Origin of the sequence: Chitinophaga flava (assembly GCF_003308995.1) — a bacterium.
Taxonomy (GTDB): Bacteria; Bacteroidota; Bacteroidia; order Chitinophagales; family Chitinophagaceae; genus Chitinophaga; species Chitinophaga flava.
In genome coordinates this window covers 239,159-254,833 of sequence record NZ_QFFJ01000001.1, presented here as the reverse complement: position 1 = coordinate 254,833, position 15,675 = coordinate 239,159, and the positions used below count along the sequence as shown (strand labels likewise).

Annotated in this window: 17 protein-coding genes; 10 read left to right on the top strand and 7 right to left on the bottom strand. The window is 47.1% G+C overall.

The genetic code is table 11. The annotated features are described in order from the left end of the window. The first annotated feature begins 19 nt into the window (after positions 1–19). Genes DF182_RS00910 through DF182_RS00900 form a run of 3 tightly spaced genes read left to right on the top strand, consistent with a single transcriptional unit; the run spans position 20 to position 2,949 of the window. Positions 20–1,225 (top strand): TlpA disulfide reductase family protein, encoded by a 1,206-nt coding sequence (locus DF182_RS00910; RefSeq protein WP_113613814.1) that lies wholly within the window; start codon positions 20–22, stop codon positions 1,223–1,225. Between the two features lie 21 nt (positions 1,226–1,246). After that, the gene (locus DF182_RS00905) at positions 1,247–2,413 is read left to right on the top strand and encodes a peroxiredoxin family protein (protein WP_113613813.1); all 1,167 of its coding nucleotides are present in this window, start codon (positions 1,247–1,249) and stop codon (positions 2,411–2,413) included. A 29-nt stretch (positions 2,414–2,442) separates the two neighbouring features. Continuing rightward, the gene (locus DF182_RS00900; protein WP_147243304.1) at positions 2,443–2,949 is read left to right on the top strand and encodes a hypothetical protein; all 507 of its coding nucleotides are present in this window, start codon (positions 2,443–2,445) and stop codon (positions 2,947–2,949) included. Between the two features lie 56 nt (positions 2,950–3,005). Here DF182_RS00900 and DF182_RS00895 read toward each other — a convergent pair whose 3' ends face one another. Genes DF182_RS00895 through DF182_RS00885 form a run of 3 tightly spaced genes read right to left on the bottom strand, consistent with a single transcriptional unit; the run spans position 3,006 to position 4,733 of the window. Beyond that, the gene (locus tag DF182_RS00895; protein WP_113613811.1) at positions 3,006–3,884 is read right to left on the bottom strand and encodes an alpha/beta fold hydrolase; all 879 of its coding nucleotides are present in this window, start codon (positions 3,882–3,884) and stop codon (positions 3,006–3,008) included. A gap of 23 nt (positions 3,885–3,907) precedes the next feature. Continuing rightward, complete coding sequence (locus tag DF182_RS00890) at positions 3,908–4,405, bottom strand: SRPBCC family protein (protein ID WP_113613810.1); 498 nt, start codon at positions 4,403–4,405, stop codon at positions 3,908–3,910. After that, on the bottom strand, positions 4,383–4,733 hold the full coding sequence (locus DF182_RS00885) for an ArsR/SmtB family transcription factor (RefSeq protein WP_113613809.1): 351 nt from the start codon (positions 4,731–4,733) through the stop codon (positions 4,383–4,385). The genes DF182_RS00890 and DF182_RS00885 overlap by 23 nt, the downstream gene beginning before the upstream one ends. Positions 4,734–4,861: 128 nt before the next feature. Between DF182_RS00885 and DF182_RS00880 the strand changes: the two genes are divergently transcribed. From DF182_RS00880 to DF182_RS00855, 6 genes are all read left to right on the top strand, one after another. After that, positions 4,862–5,257, top strand: a complete 396-nt coding sequence (locus DF182_RS00880) for a hypothetical protein (RefSeq protein ID WP_113613808.1) — start codon at positions 4,862–4,864, stop codon at positions 5,255–5,257. A gap of 485 nt (positions 5,258–5,742) precedes the next feature. Next, a complete protein-coding gene (locus DF182_RS00875) occupies positions 5,743–6,261 on the top strand; it encodes a DUF4402 domain-containing protein (protein WP_113613807.1) in 519 nt (172 codons plus the stop codon). A gap of 116 nt (positions 6,262–6,377) precedes the next feature. Continuing rightward, positions 6,378–7,244 (top strand): fimbrial biogenesis chaperone, encoded by an 867-nt coding sequence (locus DF182_RS00870; RefSeq protein WP_161964014.1) that lies wholly within the window; start codon positions 6,378–6,380, stop codon positions 7,242–7,244. A gap of 42 nt (positions 7,245–7,286) precedes the next feature. Continuing rightward, positions 7,287–7,769, top strand: a complete 483-nt coding sequence (locus tag DF182_RS00865) for a DUF4402 domain-containing protein (protein ID WP_113613805.1) — start codon at positions 7,287–7,289, stop codon at positions 7,767–7,769. Between the two features lie 36 nt (positions 7,770–7,805). Then, a complete protein-coding gene (locus tag DF182_RS00860; RefSeq protein ID WP_147243303.1) occupies positions 7,806–10,418 on the top strand; it encodes a hypothetical protein in 2,613 nt (870 codons plus the stop codon). An 83-nt stretch (positions 10,419–10,501) separates the two neighbouring features. Beyond that, positions 10,502–11,026 (top strand): DUF4402 domain-containing protein, encoded by a 525-nt coding sequence (locus DF182_RS00855; RefSeq protein ID WP_113613803.1) that lies wholly within the window; start codon positions 10,502–10,504, stop codon positions 11,024–11,026. An 82-nt stretch (positions 11,027–11,108) separates the two neighbouring features. On the opposite strand, the gene DF182_RS00850 is transcribed toward DF182_RS00855, so the two are convergent. The 4 genes from DF182_RS00850 to DF182_RS00835 all read right to left on the bottom strand — a co-directional run bounded on the left by DF182_RS00850 (position 11,109) and on the right by DF182_RS00835 (position 14,677). Then, positions 11,109–11,861 carry an XRE family transcriptional regulator gene (locus DF182_RS00850; protein WP_113613802.1) on the bottom strand — a complete coding sequence of 251 codons (753 nt, stop codon included), beginning with the start codon at positions 11,859–11,861 and terminating at the stop codon, positions 11,109–11,111. Between the two features lie 104 nt (positions 11,862–11,965). Beyond that, a complete protein-coding gene (locus tag DF182_RS00845) occupies positions 11,966–13,087 on the bottom strand; it encodes a lipid II:glycine glycyltransferase FemX (RefSeq protein WP_113613801.1) in 1,122 nt (373 codons plus the stop codon). A 97-nt stretch (positions 13,088–13,184) separates the two neighbouring features. Further along, positions 13,185–13,340: a hypothetical protein gene (locus DF182_RS32230; RefSeq protein ID WP_153259985.1), complete on the bottom strand. Its 156-nt coding sequence runs from the start codon at positions 13,338–13,340 to the stop codon at positions 13,185–13,187. Positions 13,341–13,405: 65 nt separating this feature from the next. Continuing rightward, on the bottom strand, positions 13,406–14,677 hold the full coding sequence (locus DF182_RS00835) for a serine hydrolase domain-containing protein (protein WP_113613799.1): 1,272 nt from the start codon (positions 14,675–14,677) through the stop codon (positions 13,406–13,408). Positions 14,678–14,784: 107 nt separating this feature from the next. Between DF182_RS00835 and DF182_RS00830 the strand changes: the two genes are divergently transcribed. After that, on the top strand, positions 14,785–15,672 hold the full coding sequence (locus DF182_RS00830) for a LysR family transcriptional regulator (RefSeq protein ID WP_113613798.1): 888 nt from the start codon (positions 14,785–14,787) through the stop codon (positions 15,670–15,672). The last annotated feature ends 3 nt before the right edge of the window (positions 15,673–15,675 follow it).

Here is a 15,675-nt window from a genome sequence, read left to right as displayed (position 1 = left end):
AAGCATAAACGATAAACAGATGAAGAAAACCATTACCACCCTCTCTGCCGCCTTACTGGCCCTCTGCAGCCAGGCACAGAATAGTAAGGAAATCATCCTGCAGGGAGATATCAGCGGCGACCTGAAAGGACATCATAAAATATACCTCTATTCCCGCACCTACAAGGACTCTGCCGCCATCGTCAACGGGCACTATTCTTTCAGAATACCCTTCAGCGAACCGGTATTTCTGATGCTGCTGCCAGAATATGTACAGGCCGAACGCCAGATGTATGTGCCTTTCGGCATCCTGATGGACAAACCGGTCACCTACACCGTCACCAGCGATATCAGTAAAGGCATGAATGCTTCTGTCGTAAAAGGTTCTGAGGCAACGGAACTGCTGCGGGCTTATGAGCAGGACAAGTCCACTGCCTGGAAAAAGATCAGTACCGGCCTGCAACAGGCTTTCGGTAAACCATGGCTGCAGGAGAATGATCCGCAGTACGAGGCCTTTGAGAAAAAACAGCATGAACTGCAACAACAGCATCTGCTGCCAATACTGGAGAAGCTGGTGAAAGAACATCCCAATTCCTATGCATCGGTATACAGTCTGAGTGATGCCCGCCAGATCGCTTCGGTGGAACAACAGGAACGGCTATACGCTGCATTGTCCAAAGAGATGAAAACAACAACGCCCGCAAAGGAATTTCATCAGTTTACCGAAGGTATCCGTAACTCCGCTATCGGCAGGCAGGTAAAGGATTTTTCCCTGCCAGGCCCCGATGGTAAAGTCATCGCTTTCAGCAGCCTGAAAGGAAAATACGTCCTGATCGACTTCTGGGCCAGCTGGTGCGCGCCCTGCCGCAAATCCTTCCCTCATATGAGAGAGGTGTATCAGCAGTACAAAGACCAGGACTTTATTATCTACAGTATTTCCATCGATAAAAGCAAGGCAGACTGGCTGAAGGCCGTAGCTGAAGAAAACAATCCCTGGCTGCAGTCGTTGGACAATATCAATATAGCAGGTGGCGGATTCGCAGTCACCGGTGTGCCTACCACTTATCTGATTTCTCCCGAAGGGAAAATTTTAATGAAAGAAATTGGTTTTGATGATACCGGGAATGGTAATATAGAAAAGAAGCTGGCAGCGATTTTTGGCGCCGCAGTTAAAAAGCCTGAGCCTGAAAAAATCAAAAACGAAAACGGTACAACAAAGGCTATCCCGATGATGCCTATGCAATAAGTAATATCATAAACCATCTACATGAGAAAAAAACAGAACAGCTGGCTGCTGGCCATGCTGGCCGCCAGCATGGCCCTTCCGGCCACCGCACAAACCAAACGGTTTATTACTGTGAGCGGAAAGATAAAATTTCCACCGCCACAGGAACAACAGGAAAAATTCCCTTTCCTGGTACAAAAGGAGGTAGGGGATGATCGTATCACGATTGATACAATCCGCCTGAAACCCGATGGGACTTACACGATAAAGCTGGATGCCACCCGCCCGCAGTTTTATGTATTGAATGAATTTGAAGAAGACCGGCTTACCGTTTGGGCCAACAAGGAGAATCTTCGGATAGATTTCAGAGGAATGGATACTGCGGCCATCAGGATTAAGAATCCGCCTTATGTGTACATCCAGGGTAGCGAAGAGAATAATCTCATTAACCAGGTCAATTTTATCGTTCACCGCAATTACCAGAATATGATCGAAGTGGGCCGCTTGCAGTATAAGGCTTCCCTGGCAAAGGATACAGCTTTGGAAAGGGCACTGCAGGACCAATACGGATGGCTCGGCGATGATATGGGCGAACGTTTAAAACTGCTGGTCAAAATGTATCCCAATACACCCGTACTGTTGTATGTGTTGGATTATCTGCATCCCAGAAAAGATAAGGAACTGATTACAGTAGAACTGGATCGTCTGGTGAAAAAATATCCTTATCTCGAAGAAGCAAAAAGCAAACAGGTAGATATGGTAAAGGCAGAAGCGATTGCCCGTAAAACAGCTATTGGCGCCACGGCCATAAACTTCACCCAAAACAATGTCAACGGAAAAGCGGTACAGCTGACAGACTATCGCGGCAAATATGTGCTGCTCGATTTCTGGGCCAGCTGGTGTGGTCCCTGCCGTGCAGAAAATCCCAATGTGCTCGATAACTACGAAAAGTACCACAAAAAAGGACTGGAGATCCTGGCCGTATCACTGGACGACAAAAAGGATGCATGGCTTAAAGCCATTAAAGACGACGGTCTCACCTGGGAGCATGTGAGTGATCTCAAAGGCTGGAAAAATGAAGTGGCAAAAGAATACAATATCCGTGCAGTACCCAGCAATTTCCTGCTCGACAAAGACGGTAAGATACTGGCCGTGAACCTTCGCGGGGAAGAGCTGACTCAAAAGCTGGAAGAAATCTTTGGTAAATAGTGTTTTAATTTAAGCTGTAAAGAAGTGTTATGAAGAAGTTATTATTATTGTTGCTGACCTGCTGGAGTAGTATGGCCATGGCGCAGATGCAGGCTGCTAAACGTATTATCCCGGATTATACCCACGAAACCAGGATTAAAAGCACGACGGTGAAGATATGGCGTATCATCCGCGATCTGCCGCAGGTAAAGGAATATTCCAATGGAACCATCAAAGAGGTAAATATCCGCACTGTGAATGAAACCCGCTACCGTGATCTCACTTTCAGCGATGGCCGTAAGCGCACCGATGAAATTGAACAGGTACATGAGTCGTACAAATTTTTTGTGTTTCATGTGCTGGAGCCGTTGCCGGCCGGTATCAGCAATGCCATCGTAACGGCGTTGGTAGAATCCCTGCCCGACAATGATGAGGTGTCTGTAGTGCGCTGGAGTATTATACTGGAAGGAGATAAGGCCGGCAGAAAACCGCTGGTGGACAGCCTTTCCGCTGAAATAGCCAACTATGAAGCCGGACTGAAAAAAATGCTGGAATAAATTACAAAACCGGGTATTTATTTTATGTAGATAGATACCCGGTTTTGTTGTATACACTATTTATTGTTGGATACTCCTGTCAGAAACTCTTCTATCATTGCTACTGCCAACTGAGGCATCTTACTGTCTTGTTTTCCCAAAACCTCACCCAGAAACTCTCCATGTGTACCGGGCATGATAGCCAGGCGGCCTTTGGGCAACAGCCGGGACATGGCTATTGCATGTTCGGGCTGAACTATATCCAGTTCGCTGGTGATCACAAATGCAGGTACTTTAATAGAACGGATGTCATCATCTGACCAGTCTTTGAAATGGACTACCCGTTCCCTGTCCTGGTTGAACATGGCCAGCAGTGCTTTTTGATCATGGCGGATCGCCATAAAGGCATCTTTATAAACTTGTGGCATATAACTGAAATCAGCTTGCTCCATGTTTTTCCAGAATGCAGCCGGCAGGCCTTCCCGTTTGTAAAAGGCAGAGATAATCACTACGCTGCGCACTACTTCGGGGTGGCGGATGGCTACCTGCATGGTAGTGCTACCGCCATTGCTGAATCCGATGATATCGGCTTGCGGGATGTTTAGTGCTTTTAACAGTGCGGCTATGTCATCCGCATCCTGTTCGAAAGTGGTGTTGCCGGGGCGTCCTACGGTATGACCATGTCCCTGCATTTCTACGGCTATCACCTGGTGATGACTGGCGAAGTCGTTGAGTACATTGCCAAAGGTGGTGCGGAGAGTGGAGCCACCGCCATGTATCAATAGGAGCGGGCTTCCCTGACCATGTATTTCGTAGTACATTTTGATGCCGTTAACATTGGCGTATCCGCTGGAGCTGTCTGTCTGGATGGTACTGTTTTTCAGAGGACTGGCACTGACAGGCAATACAGCGCTGATGGTAGCGAAGGCGATCGCTACCAGGATTAGGCGTTTCATTTCGTATATGTTTAAAGGTTATACTATTGATGCGCCGGCTGCAGGTGGGCTTCGAGAATGTCGAACATCTGTTCCCAGCTGGGGTAGGCGCCGGTGCGTTTGGCGAGTGCCATGTCTACGGTTTGATGTAGCGTAAACAGTGTGTTATTGCCTTCCGGTGTAAACGTGACCGTTAGTATTGTTTCTGTGGGCCAGTCGGGGTCCATGCCGGCTTCCAGGGAGCTGATAGGGTTACCCTGTTCATCGGCCAGCTGTAGTTTGCAGACGATTTTTTCGGGAGACACAATTTCGAGATAGGTGGTTTTACACCAGCAGTCTTTGTTTGTGCTACCGGGATTGCGGATACAGGAGAGTGTGCTGCCTCCTGGCCTTATATCGGTATATGCAAAGTGGACGACACAGCCTTTGGGCGCATACCAGTGTTGCAGGTGTTCGGGTTGAGTCCATGCTTCAAATACTAATTCCCGTGGTGCACGGATGATACGGGAGATGAACGTATCATTTTTTGCTCTGTTTGCCATTTTTTTTATTTTTTGATTGTAAATCCTCTAAGTACAGTTCCATGGAATCGATGGTCTCATTCCAGTATTTCCGGCATTCTTCCACCCATCCGGATATTTCCTGGAGCCGGTCTATTTTTAGTTCGCAGTAACGTTCCCGTCCTTGTTTGCGCATGACGATCAGGCCGCATTCCGTCAGTATTTTAATATGCTGGGAGATGCCGGGCCTGCTGGTGTCGAAGTTTTCGGCGATGGTATTGAGGTTCATGGATTGCCGTGCTATCAGCGTGATGATTTCCCGCCGTGTAGGGTCTGCGATGGCCTGATATATGTCCCGTCTCTTTTCCATTATGTAATCATTTGCTTACAAATATATAAAATGTAATTAAATGCTTACATAATTTTTTTTGAGAGAAAAATTGTTTTGGAGGATGATAAAGGCTCATATATATCTTTGTGTTGGAAAAGAAGATTATTATGGGACCATGGATACATACCTGCGGGCAGTGTGGCGGTAAAAGTTATTTTAATCCGTCGGACATGTTGTTACCGGAATTAATGTGCCGGCATTGCGGAAGTATAAAAATAAATCTGCCGGAAGAGCGGGAGCGTATGCGGCTGTTGTTGGAAGAGCATAACTGGTATCCGGGATTTCTGGAGTTGTTGTTTAAGATAGAGGAGGAGTTGGGTATTGAGTATGAGGACGATGATTTTCCGCGGCCGTTTGTGACGTGGCGGCAATTGCTGGAGGTGACGTGCAGGCGTTGTGGAGCGTTGACGGATGAAGAAATACTTTCGAAGCTGGCAGTGTTTTCTTCACTAACGGTAATGGATATACGGCAAATGATGGACATGCCTGTATATATAGATTGAATAGTAAAAAATTATAATTGTCAGGATAACTAATTGTTTATTTATTATATTTGTGTGGCTAAAATTCTCTGTGGTGGCTGTTTTGGTGGCATTATGATTGTGTTTTTTGTTAATCTTTTATTTTTTTCTGAAAAAAAATTTGGAGGAATCAGAATCTTTTTTATCTTCGCTTCACTTATCCAAACAGTCTGTAAATTAGTTGTCCCAAAGTTTTGATTAGCATTGTTCCCCTGAATTACTATATCTAAGATTGGCAGTATATCCTGAAATTAACTATTCCATAGGTTTCCAAGCGTCCCTTCCATCATAGCAGTTACTGACATCAGTAATTTTCCATCGATGTAACAGGGTTTCGTATTTAATCAGTCATGTGAATGTTGCGTAATTTTCTGATTGCGTGTATAAGGATGTATGTGATTTTATCCCTGGCAGCATTCTGCTTATTCTTCCGTTTGTTCGTTTCATCATCTTAAATTCAGACTTCTATGAAGAAGGAGATTCTATCATTGACCATGCTTGCGGCTGTCTTGTGTGTGGAGAACGTATCTGCACAAACATCAGGAACGGCTACTGCGAATGCTTCTGCGTCTGTTGTTACCCCACTAACCGTGATTAATCTGAATGGTAATCTGAGCTTCGGTAATATAGCACCTTCCGGGACAGCTGGTGCTGTAATATTGGCGCCTAATGGAACCCGTACTTTCACAGGAGGTGTTTCCGCCCTTCCGGGTGGTCCAAGTGTTGGTACTTTTCAGGTAACCGGAGAGAACGGATTTACGTATTCCATCACACTTCCTGTCAGTGTATCATTAACCAATACAACCAGTGGTGGAGCACAGACATTGCTTGCAAATAATTTTACCAGCTTTCCAACCCCTACCGGGGTGTTGACTGGTGGCAGCCAAACGTTGCTGGTTGGAGCAACGTTGCTGGTGCCCGGCGGCTCAGTACCAGGTGTTTACAGTACTGCTACGCCGTTTTCAGTGACCGTCAACTATAACTGATCGGCAATTTCAGCTCAACCAAAAGGTCCTGTGCTACACCTGGGTACAGGCCTTTGGTATCCCTATGAAAACCCTTCATTTATTTAATTAGTTAAGAGATGTATGCAACCATGCTTATGAAACAGCAGCTAACCCTGCGCGTGCAGCAAAGATATGAGATAGTCTTTTGCACCGCAATCATGCTTTCTTTGTTACTAAACGCGGCCTCAGTGCAGGCGCAGGGCGACCTGATGATTTATCCCAAAAGGGTAATTTTCGATGGAAGCAAAAGAACACAGGACCTGGCTCTTGCCAATTCCGGCAAAGACACCGCTACCTATCTTGTTTCCTTTGTACAAATCAGAATGAAAGAAGATGGTTCTTTTGAAAACATTGAACAACCCGATTCGGGCCAATTGTTTGCAAGCAACAACCTTCGGGTTTTCCCGAGAACTGTAACCATTGCTCCCAAAGAATCACAAGCCGTGAAACTGCAGGTTATCAATACCGGCAACCTGCCTCCCGGCGAATATCGATCCCATGTTTATTTCAGGGCTGTCCCTCCTCCCATACCTGCAGGCGAAATACCGGTCGCCAAAGACACGAACAATCTGGAAGTAAAACTGGTACCTGTCTTCGGTGTTACCATCCCCGTTATTATCCGGATTGGAACTGACTCAACGACCACCTCTATTTCAGACATGGACACCGACCTGAGCGACCCCAAAAAACCACAGGTGCTGTTTAGCATCAATCGCTCGGGTAACATGTCTACCTATGGAGATCTCACCATCGATTACGTGTCGCTCACCGGACAACGAACGCGCGCCGCTTTTGTGAAAGGCGTGGCCGTATACACGCCACTACTGAAACGGAAGTTACGCATAGAGCTTGACGCCACTTCCAAACTCAACTATCATCAGGGAAAGCTGGAAGTGAATTTCGAATCCAATGCAGGAAAAAATCCGGCACCCCTGGCCAAACAGGAACTGGGCCTGCGCTGAGCGACAGCACTATTGTTATACCCATTAACCAGTTAATTGATCATGGGCAAGAAAAGTATACAGCAAGCCAGATGGTGGGCTGTAACGGGGATACTTTTCCTGTTACCCTGGCTGCCGGTCAAAGCGCAGGTTAGGCCTACCATCATTCAGCAGCTCAACTTCGGTACTTTCAGCACGGGCCAGTCAGGTGGTACCATTACCATCTCCCCAACCGGCGCCTGCTCTACTACCGGTGATGTGATCCCCATCAACAAAGGTGGTGTTGCTACACCGGCAGTCATAGAACTGGAGGCCCCCATCGGTAGCAGAATCGCTATTCTGGAAACCAACAGTTTACTGAAAGGCAGCAATGGAAGTACCATGACGCTGCGGATCAAAGGGTCTGAACCGGCGATGCCCTTTATGACCAAGGCCCCCAGGACGAGCATCACCATTGGTGGAACCCTGACGGTCAACAGGCCAGGACATATGTCATCAGGAAAGTACGATGGACAGATCTTCATCACTTTCCTGGCAGGCGAATAACCATCATTGATTTGGAAAACAGCAATCATTTTCAACGTGAAACAGCTTCACCATACGATCACGACGTTTTTAACCGGCGTCCTTATCCTGGCTACCCTCATAGCCGGCTGTCCGGAAAAATGCAGCGCACAGGATGCTGCAGACGGAGATGAAGTGATGGTGACCGTTAGAATGCAGGAACTGGGTGCTGTTGAATTAGCTGCTATTATCCGTAAACAGGAAGTGTATCTATCCGTCAATGAGATGTTTGACTTCCTGAAAATAAAAAACACTTTTTCGGTAACGTCGGATACCCTGTCAGGGTTTATCAACAGCGCGGAAGATGTGTATACCATTGAGAAAGCAAGTAACACTATTGTATATAACAAAAAACAAACAGTCATGACAAACGCAAACCTCATCAGTACGGCTTCAGGGTTCTACCTGAAATCCAACAGCTGGGGGGACGTGTTTGGACTCAACTGCGCATTCCGTTTCAGCGACCTTTGTGTAGTACTGACTACCAAACTGGATTTACCTATTTTGAGAGAAATGCGGCAGCAACGCCTTCGCGATAAAATCAATCGGCTGAAAGGCATTGATAAGGCCGATACCATTATTGCCAGAAAAGCCACGGCGTTTAGTCTTAGTGCAGCTGACTGGTCTGTAATGGCCACCCAGCAATATGGAGGCAACAATACCAACCTTAACCTGTCTTTAGGTGGTGAATTGGTTGGTGGTGAAACCAATATCCAGTTGAATTATAACAATATTAACCAGCTGGATATACGCAACCAGCAATTTATGTGGCATCATGTAAACAATGATAATCCATTGTTACGGCAGGTTACCGTAGGCAGAATCAATAATGGCTCCATCGCGTCACTATTGTATCCTCTGGCCGGTGTACAGTTTTCGAACACACCAACGCTCAACAGGACTGCCTTCGGTACCTACCGGTTAACCGACCTTACTTATCCCGGCTGGAAAGTTGAACTGTATATCAACAATGAGCTGATCGACTATCAACAGGCGGATGCATCGGGGTTCTTTGCCTTTAATGTGCCCATTATTTATGGTAATACATCGGTACAGCTCCGGTTTTACGGCCCCTGGGGAGAAGTGCGTTCTGAACAGCGGGAGATCATTATCCCTTTTAACTTTCTCCCTGCCGGTGAAATGAATTATTCGGTGACAGGCGGCGTTGTGCTCGATGGAGAAAACAGTCGTTATGCGCAGGGAATCGTCAACTATGGCGTCTCACCACATATCACCGTGGGAGCTGGTGCGGAATATCTGTCGTCCATACCCGGTGCAAAACCGATACCTTTCACGCAGGCAGCCTGGAGGGTGACCAATAACCTGATCCTCAGCGGCGAATATGCCTACGGGGTAAGAAGTAAAGCGGCTTTATACTGGCGGTTGCCGTTCGATCTGGAAATGGACCTGCAATACCTGCTCTATCAGAAAGATCAGAGAGCGGTGAAGTACAATTACCTGGAAGAACGTAAAGCCTCGCTGACGTTGCCGATACGGAGACCAAATTTTTCACTGCTCTCCCGGATGACGGTAGACATGATCACCATGCCACCCTTATCGCAGCAACCGATCGTAGAGAAACTGCTTTATCCGCCTGCTGCGCCACTGATGAAATATACCACTGTGGAATGGGTCAACTCCTGTACAATAGGACATGTCAATACTAACCTGACTACCTTCGGTACCTTCAGGAAAGATATTAAGCCGGTGGCTTATTCCTCACTGTCGCAGGTATACCCGCTGACTACCAAAATGTTTTTAACACCCCGGCTGCAATACTCCTATGACAGGGGGCAGTTCACCAACGCGAGAGTGGAAGTGGAGAGATCGATAATGGGACGAGGTTTTGTAAGATTATCAATAGAAAGAGACTTTACTTATAGACAATTCTCCACGGGCATCACCCTACGTTACGATTTAGCCTTCGCAAAGACCGGCCTCAGTACAAATATCTCCCGTATGAATTCTTCCGTCACTGAATCCGCCAGCGGTAGCCTGTTGTACGACAAAACTGCCCATAAACTGATGGCCGGTAACGTAGGTAGCGTAGGACGAGCTCAAATGAGCATACTTGCTTTCCTCGATTTCAATGGTAACGGAAAGAAAGATCCGGGAGAACCCAAAGTGGAAGGTCTGACACTATTGGTAAATGGAGGTGTGGTGCAATATGATAAGGAAGATACCACTTACCGGGTGTACAATCTGGAGCCTTACAGAAAATATCTGATCACTTTAAACCCTGATGGTTTTAGTTCTGTGGCCTGGCAGCTGAAATACACTACCCTAAGTGCACTGGCCTTGCCTAATCAGTTCAGGCCAATAGAAGTCCCGGTTTCTATTTCCGGTGAGGTGTCAGGAATGGTCAGAAATGAATCACATAAAGGGCTGGCCAGGATCAAAATGAATATTTATGACGAATCGTCGCGGCAGGTAGCCTCCGTATTGACAGAAGGAGACGGGTATTTCAGTTACCTCGGCCTGCCACCCGGTAAATATACCGTAAGCCCGGACACAGTACAGATGCAGCGTCTGAAAATGAAGGCCAAACCGGGTGGTGTACCGGTAACGATTAAACGAAATACTGATGGAGATGTGGTAGATGGGCTCGTATTTATACTTAGCACACTTTAAAAAAACAGATACATCCAAATCGTTTGTTTACCCCAAAAATTTTTTTATTCATTCATTTCTTCATTTTTTAAACCCAAATTTCTATGAAAAAGGTGTTATCATTAGTGGTTATCGTATCAGCTATTTTCGCAGGTAAAGCAGGAGCACAAACCACAGCTACCGCAACAGCAGACGCTCATGCAACTGTAATCACCCCAATTACTATTACGAAAACCATGGACCTTAACTTCGGTATCCTGGCTCCTTCTGCAGTTCCAGGTACCCTGACCGTTAGCCCTGCCGGCATGCGCAGTGTTACCGGTGGCGTATCCCTGTTATCTACTACAGGTACCGTTAGTCCCGCACTCTTTGCTGTACAAGGGGAAGATGGCTTTTCTTATGCCATCACCCTGCCGCTGATCCCTGTAGTGTTGAACAACTCTACACATATCGGCTCCTTTATGCTGGCCTCCAACTTCACCAGCAACCCTACTGTAGTTACAGGCGGTCTGCTGACTGGTGGTAACCAGGCGTTGAATGTTGGTGCCAGACTGAATGTAGGTGCTAACCAGACACCAGGCGTGTACAACTCTCTGTTACCGTTCCCGGTTACTGTAAACTATAACTAAGCAATTGTTGCGGTTGCTAAAAAGGGGTAGCTCTGATTCTTCAGGGCACCCCTTTATCTTTTTTAGCTATGCTGTTATTTAATTATATCGCCACTGCTTCCGGTAATTGTTTGCTGAGATATCCGATAAAGGTCCATATCTCCAGCACTTCATTGATCGGTATTTCAAATGTATCATAGTTGCTGTTCAGAGAACGCAACAGCAGTGTGCCCTGTTGTTTGATACGGTTGCTCACCAGCTTGAAGATAATATCTTCTTCTCCGCCTTTGAGTACCAGCACACAGGCAGTATCGTCTTTCAGGTAAGACCAGTCTTCCAGGTATTGCGCAATGATATGGCTGCCATCGGGGATGGGATGCATGGAATCGCCGGAGATCGGGAACATGCGGATGGTTTTGCCCCTGGGTAGTTCCGGTAAGGTGAACTTGGGCAGGCCGGCAATAAACTCCGGATCGGCAAAACCGCTGCGATAGCCAGCTTTAGCCTTTGCCGGCACGTATTCCATATTTTCTTCGTTGCCGTTATCTACCGTGATGGGTAAAATACGTATATGCTTTCCTGTTAAATCTATTGTATTGCCGGCTTCCAGTGCTGCCAGCTGTTCTTCTGTGGCCTGTTGCAGGTCTGTTTTTATAAAAGTATCCAGATCAATCCGGAAGAAGCCGGAGATCAGCACCAGGTCTTCCAGCCGGGGATTGCGCGTTTTACCGCTTTCCTGCGCTGTGATCTTATTCCTGTTAATACCCAGCAAATCTGCCAGGTGTTGCTGGGATATCTTCTTCCTAATACGTAATGTTCTCAGGTTCCCTGCCCAGAAAGTTGGCTGTTTCATCATTCCGGTTGTATTTAAAATAAATTATATCTATAACTAACGGGACAAATATAGGCAATTACGATTTACCAACTACGAATTGTGTTTCAATTCTGATTCGTAATTGATTACCGGTGGTATCCTTTGCTGTTTAGTTCGGCAGCTGTGTAAGCAGCGTAGGGGGCTTCCTGCAGCGGATAGTCCCAGCAGCCCATGCGATGAAATATTTCTCCACCGAAGCCGCCTTTGAACTTGTACAGACCATACAACGGATGCTGCGGGTCTGGTGAAGGAGAGATGCCAAAGAAATCGTACTCCGTACAGCCTTTACGTTTAGCCCGGCGCATGGCCTCCCATTGCAGCATATAGGTACCCATAAAATTACGATGGGTATCGGAAGAGGCGCCGTAGAGATAAGTGCCACGGTGCCCGGACACGACGAGGAACATGGCAGCCAGTGGTATACCATCTACTTCTGCCAGTAGCATCTCCACATCGGCGGGAGAGGTGCTATTATTGGCTCTGGCGGTGAGGATGGTCCGGAAGTAACTAATATTTTCCTGTACAATTCCATTGCGGGCGCAGGTTTGCGCATACAGGTTGTACCAGGTGTCTATATTTTCCAGTCCTGCAGCTTTTACCTGCACGCCTTTTCTCCGCGCCAGCTGTATATTATACCGGGTTTTGGTTTTCATTCTGTCGAGCAGGAGGTCTTCATCTTTCTGCAGGTCCATAAAAATGGTGTTGGAAGGCAGTATGTCGCTGTTGGCCTTCTTCAGATTCCAGTTGCGGGTATTATAATTAAAACGGAGTTCCTGTATCTTTTTGGGCGGAGGGCCCATCCACACACCGTTTTCATCAAAATACCCTTCATCGGCCGACCAGTGCGACTGCCAGGCCAGGTCATAACGGAGGAGGATACACTGAGATGGGAGAAATGGTCGCAGGCTCTCGGAGAGCTCTTCCAGAAAAACACCCTGGCGCTCTGCGGCCGGCTCTGTTTCCGGGCCGTAGGGCACATAAGCGATACAATGTTCATCATTGATCTGTCGCAGGATCACTAGCACATCGCTTTCTTCAAATCTATCCTGTTGTGCATCGGCAAACAGTTCTTGTCGTGGTACTTTAAAATCAAATGCACAGGATGTCCATCCCTGGCGGCTTTTTACTTCAGACCAATAAGCTGTTTGTTGCAGAATAGCAGTTTTGTTTACCTGCCGGATCTCTTTTTTGCAAATGTCAATATACATTACTGATCATTTTATGATATAAAAAAAGAAGCGCTTCACCTCCGGAAAGAAGTGAAACGTATAAAAAATAAGCTGATAAATGTGGGTTCCCCGGTGACTAACAGCCCGGGGCCTGTGTATGGAAGTCCTTGAAGTTGGAGATGAAATACAGCTTTTTGCAGAAGCAGAAGAAAGAGATCTCTGCTGCTATACCCGCCACAGTAGTAGTTTGTGCAGGATGCGGGTGTGCTTTATATGGCAAAAAGTGTAACATGATGGGAGCAAAGGTACAAAATATCCCCGGGCTGGCCAGCATTTGGGTCAGCCCGGGAGATATTGTTAATCCGTTAATGCCTGATAGGTGGCTACTTTAAACTCTTCCCCGATGTTCCAATAGGGTGAGAGGTATTCCTGTGTAAATATCAGTGCGATCAGATCTTCCTGTGGATCGGCCCAGTAGTGGGTGTTGAAGGCGCCACCCCAGCCAAAGGAACCTTTGCTGAACGGCATCAGGTAGTCGTTTTCAGCTGTTTCCAGATTGAATCCTCCCAGACTGAATTTGAAATTTTCAGGTTGTTCCGGCAAGGGAGAGGTGTTGACACCAGGTGCCAGCTGGTTGGCGAGCATCAGTTCTACTGTTTTAGGGCCGATGATAGATTTGTTTTTATACCGGCCTTTGTGCAGGTAGATGGAGAGGAATTTTGCATAGTCGGCTGTGGTGGCGCTAAGTCCGGCGCCACCAGACAGGTAGGTGCCATGCAGTTTTGGGAACAATGGATCTACTCCTTCATAGATGGGGTGGTTGACTGGCACCATTTTGCCGTTCACCTCTTCATAAAGTGTTGCCAGGCGGTCCTGTTTGCCCGCAGGCAGATGGAACCAGGTGTCCTGCATCTCCAATGGCTCAAACACGCGCTGGCGGAGGAATACATCCAGTGGCTGCCCACTCCATATTTCGATCAGGTATCCCAGTACATCTGTATTGAGGCCATAGGTGAAGGCCTGGCCGGGATCGTGCTGTAAGGGCTGTTGCGCCAGCAGGTTGATTTTGGTTTTCAGGTCTGAGTTGACAGTGCCGATACCACTAACAACGCCGGCTTTGGCATAGACAGCGGTCATTTGCGGATCGCTGAAAACGGCTGCATAGGCGATGCCGGAAGTATGGCGCAGCAGGTCGCGAACAGTGATCTCACGGGTAGCCGGGCGGGTAGTGTAGCTGCTGTCCTGCGGATTGAAGGATACTTTTACACGGGGATGCGCGAATGCCGGGATGTATTTGGACACCGGATCGTCGAGCAGAAATTTACCTTCTTCCCAAAGTATCATAACACCCAGGCTGGTAATGGCTTTGGTTTGTGATGCGATGCGGAAGATGTTGTCTGTATGCATCGCTTTTTTGGAAGCTACATCTGCATAGCCGAAAGCTTTATTATATACCACCTGACCATGACGGATGATAAGGGCGGTGGCACCGGGGATATGCCCGGCCTGTATATGGCGGTTGATGACATCGTCGATACGGGCAGTGCGGGCAGGATCCAGTCCCTGTTGAGCATAGGATGTAATGGCCAGAAGCATAACGGCTATTACGGAAAGGAAATACTTTTTCATATCAAATAGAATATTACTGTTTTGTAAGTCAAAGGTGAGCGTATTTCTGATATAAAATAAATAGTATAAATTATACTTTGATATAAATAAATTTATACTTTTGAAGCATGATAAATTTTGAATGGTACCGCACCTTTAAGGCGATCTATCAAACCGGAACCCTTACCGGCGCTGCGCAGGAGTTGTTTATTTCCCAGCCCAACGTGAGCCAGCACCTGGCTGCGCTGGAGGCTTATATATGTCATCCGTTGTTTGAACGGCAGCCACGCCGTATGGTCCCTACTGACTATGGCAAGTTGTTATACACGCAGATCATAGAAGCGGTGGAGAAGCTCGAAAGTGTGGAAGCCGATTTCCGTCATTCCTGCGCCCAACCGATGCCGCTGACCTGCATCGGCGCTCCCAAGGAGTTTTTCCAGATGGTGATCGCGCCTCGTATCAGCGATGTAGATGCCGGCTTCATTTTTGAATTTGGACCAGCGAAGACTATGCTGGAGAAAGTGATCAAGGGAGATATGTATTTCACGCTTTCCTCTACTACGGGCAGTGAAAAGAACATCGTGTACGAGCCGGTCATGGAAGAGCGGTTTGTACTGGTGGGTAGCCCTGGCCTTGATACTGCTGCTTTTCAGAAGGCTGTCCGTAAAAAAGATCTGGCGGCGGCAGAAGCATGGCTATACGAACAACAATGGTATACTTACAGCAGTGATTTGTCTGTGGTCCGGTGTTTCTGGCAGGAGAACTTTCACAAGCGGCCTATCATAAAACCCCGTTTAGTGATACCTGACTTCGACGGTATTCTGAAAGCGCTCATCACTGGTAATGGCGTAACGATTGCTGCAGATTATCTGGTCAAAGACCTTGTCCGGAAAAAGGAGCTGAAATTATTATGGGAAGGCGCGGAACCGGTAGTAAATACTATTTACCTGGTGTATGATAAAACAAAAGTCACTACCCGCCAGGTGGAGACAGTGAAGAAACTATTGCATTTATAAGTC